General features: G+C 41.3%; 2 protein-coding genes. One reads left to right on the top strand and one right to left on the bottom strand.

The window, feature by feature from the left end:
• Positions 1 to 102: 102 nt before the first annotated feature.
• Entirely contained in the window at positions 103 to 483 is a 381-nt protein-coding gene (locus tag UNSWCS_RS10025; protein WP_035143930.1) for a hypothetical protein, read from the bottom strand.
• A 51-nt stretch (positions 484 to 534) separates the two neighbouring features.
• Between UNSWCS_RS10025 and UNSWCS_RS10020 the strand changes: the two genes are divergently transcribed.
• Positions 535 to 2,688, top strand: coding sequence for a phage tail tape measure protein (locus tag UNSWCS_RS10020; RefSeq protein WP_021088411.1), 2,154 nt, complete (start codon positions 535 to 537; stop codon positions 2,686 to 2,688).
• Positions 2,689 to 2,774: the final 86 nt, after the last annotated feature.

Raw genomic sequence — 2,774 nt, 5'->3', positions numbered from 1 at the left:
AGGACACGCGCTTCATTTTTCGTTTGATGAAATTATGGAGTTTTACGTAGACGAATATGAGGATTTTTTAAAAATAGCGATGGAAATTTTAAAGGCTAAATCTCAAAGTTTGGCATAAAAGATATAGCTTATTAAGAATTTAATAACGCCCTGAAATAGTATGGAGCCAAAGGCGCAAGCAAGAGCTAATTCAATACTAAAAAGGCCTATCAGCCCTGAAAAAATTAGAGCCAAAGCCGCAAAAATGCTAACGCTGCCGTCTTTTCCTTCATCAAAAAGAAAATCTATATTAGGCGTAGGACAATCTTTGGTGGATGGAGCTAACTTAAAAGCATTAAGTAGAGCAAAAATCGGCACTGCTAAGATGGTTCCGAAAAATAGTCCACCTGCGACATTATCGCTATTTGGTATTTTACCCTCGATCATATAGGTGCTAAGAGTTCCTAAAAATAGGACAAATAAAAGAAAAATGAGCCGTTTCATACGGATATTTTAAGCCAAAAAACCAGTAAAGTCAAGAAAAGGAGAATAAAAATGGATAGTACGCAAGTGGGTATATTAATTAGCCTAAAAACAGCTGGCTTTGGTGCGTTATCTGGCAATATAAGCTCACTTAGCAAGCTTAGTGCTGGGCTTGAAAAAGTTGGCAAAAACGTTACTGGGCTAAATGAAAAAATAGCTAAGATCGGCACACTTAAAGCAAACATCGATACGAATGTAGGCAAGATTAGTAGTGAGCTGGGTAAATGGCAAAGCACTCTAGCAACGGCTGCTAGCTTTGTGGTACCGGTTAAACTTGCCGTAGATTTTGAAAGCTCGATGGCGGAAGTTAAAAAATACGTCGATTTTAAAAGTGAGGACGAGGTAAAAAATTTAGGAGAGCAGATAAAACAGCTAAGTCGCGAACTTGGCATAAACGCAAATGAGCTAGCGCAAATTTCAGCCTCTGGCGGACAGCTTGGACTTGATAGCTCAAAGATTGCAGACTTTACAAAGCTCGTCTCTAAAATGGGCGTAGCGTTTGATATGAGCGGTAAAGATGCAGGCGATGCGATTGCGCTAACGATGAACAACCTAAAACTAGGTATAGACGAGATAGCCACCTTGGGCGATAAAATAAACTATCTTGACGATAAAATGTCTATGGTAAAAGCAAGAGATATTATAAACGTAATCGGTCGTACGGCAGGCTCAGGTTCGATACTTGGACTTAAAGGCGATAAAATTTCGGCTCTTGCTAGTAGCTTTTTGTCTCTAGGCAAAGCTCCAGAAGTGGCTTCGACGGCAATGAACTCGTTATTTAATAAACTTGCAAATATCGACGGTCAAGACGAGAAATTTAAAAAAGCTCTGCAAAGCATTGGAATGGATGCAAACTACTTAAAGGTTGCAATGGCACGCGATGCTAGCGGTGGGCTTGATATGTTTTTAAACACTCTAGCCAAAGTCGATAAAAAGGCTCAAATGGGCGTACTAACCGATCTATTCGGTACTCAATTTGCCGACGATATGGGTTCGCTAGTAAATGCGATCGGTCAATACAACCAGGCTGTAAATTTAGTAAACGATAAGGGAGCGATCGGCAGTATGGACGAATCGATGAAGGCTAAACTAGCCACTACTAAAAGCGGACTAGAAAGGCTTACTCAAAGCTTCATAAGCTTAGGTATCACGATAGGTGATGCCTTTTTGCCAACGTTAAATTTAATCGTAAATGGACTTTCAAAAGTGACAAATTCTATAGCCGCGTTTACCGAGAAATTTCCAAATTTGTCAAAAACACTATTTGGCATTGTAGGCGGTATGCTTGCTATTATTACCGTGGCTCCTATGCTTAAAATTTTGTGGTGGAGCATGGGGATAGTGATAAGTCAAATAAAGATAATGGCAACCGCTTTTTCGTTTTTGGCAAGTGTATTCAAGAAGAAAACTCTCCTCACATTAAAGCTGAATGCCGCTTATCTTTGGGTAGCGGCGAGCACAAAGACCGCAGCCTTTTTCACGGCTGCTTGGAACATGGTCTGTAAGGCGTTTGCTTTCACTGTTAGCGGAGTCAGCAAAGCGCTTAAAATTTTAGTGCTCGGTATAAAAGCGATGAGTCTAGCACTCATATCTAACCCGATCGGACTGATTCTCACACTCCTTGCCGCGGCCGCAGCGGCTATCATAATGAACTGGGACAAGGTAAAAGCCTTTTTCAGCGATTTTTGGGAAGCCATTAGACCATACTGGGAGGCTACGGCAAATTTCTTCACATCGATATTTGATAGCGTAGTGGCATGGTTGAACGAGCTGTTTGGCGGCTTTTTTGACTGGATAGGAGAAAAATTTGCATGGATCAGTGACATCACGAGCACGGTTGGCGATGCTTTGGGTAGTGCGTGGAAAGGCACAAAGGAATTTTTTGGCTTTGGGGATGAAGAGCCGAAACAAGAGAGCAGACAAAATGACGAGGGCTTTTTTGGCTCGATGTTTGGCGAAAAAGACGTACCACAGATAAAACAAACTGCAAAGGCATTGGCTACCACCGGCGGTAATATAACTATAAATTTAAACGGTGGCTTCAACATAGCTACAAGCGAAGGTAGATTTGATCTAAGCGAGTTTGAAAGAGCGCTCACTCAAAGCGTCAAACGTGCTATACAAAGAGATCAATTCAATCAAGCAAATACCGAGATCAGGGAGTAGAGATGGTCTTAAATTTGGGCGGATTTAAATTTAACTGGAAACAAGTAGGCGGTATATCGCTCGAGACTGAGTTTGGCATAAGCTCG

Origin of the sequence: Campylobacter concisus UNSWCS, from assembly GCF_000466685.1 — a bacterium.
Classification (GTDB): domain Bacteria; phylum Campylobacterota; class Campylobacteria; order Campylobacterales; family Campylobacteraceae; genus Campylobacter_A; species Campylobacter_A concisus_A.
The sequence above is the reverse complement of the archived record's forward strand: the minus strand, read 5'-3'. Positions and strand labels throughout refer to the sequence as shown.